The sequence below is a fragment of the Pseudoalteromonas sp. CR1 genome, from assembly GCF_019392235.1.
Lineage (GTDB): Bacteria > Pseudomonadota > Gammaproteobacteria > Enterobacterales > Alteromonadaceae > Pseudoalteromonas.
Genome location: NZ_JAHXRM010000404.1, coordinates 1 through 255, shown reverse-complemented (window position 1 = coordinate 255; position 255 = coordinate 1). Strand labels below are relative to the sequence as shown.

The window sequence follows — 255 nt, the reverse complement described above, 5'->3', positions numbered from 1 at the left end:
GTTTCTGCAATCAGAAGAAACATTACGAGACGTCCCAGTCCGGCCAATGTCGCGCAAAGACGGGCGCCACGACCGGGTCGGTATCTACATTGGCCAGTGTCTGGGCAAAGCCTGGCGCCAAGTTGCCCAACACCTCGCGCGCCTCGTCCCAACGCGACACCGCGGCGGCCATGATGCCGAGCGCATTCGGCAACGCGCTCGGGGCGAACAACTGGTCGGCAAACTGCTCGGCGAACACCACCCACGCATGATGCA

1 protein-coding gene is annotated in these 255 nt (G+C 62.7%); it reads right to left on the bottom strand.

The annotated features are described in order from the left end of the window. Nucleotides 1–22: 22 nt before the first annotated feature. Nucleotides 23–255 (bottom strand): hypothetical protein (locus KZZ04_RS19910; protein WP_219423989.1); only part of this gene is annotated, 233 nt, incomplete at its 5' end.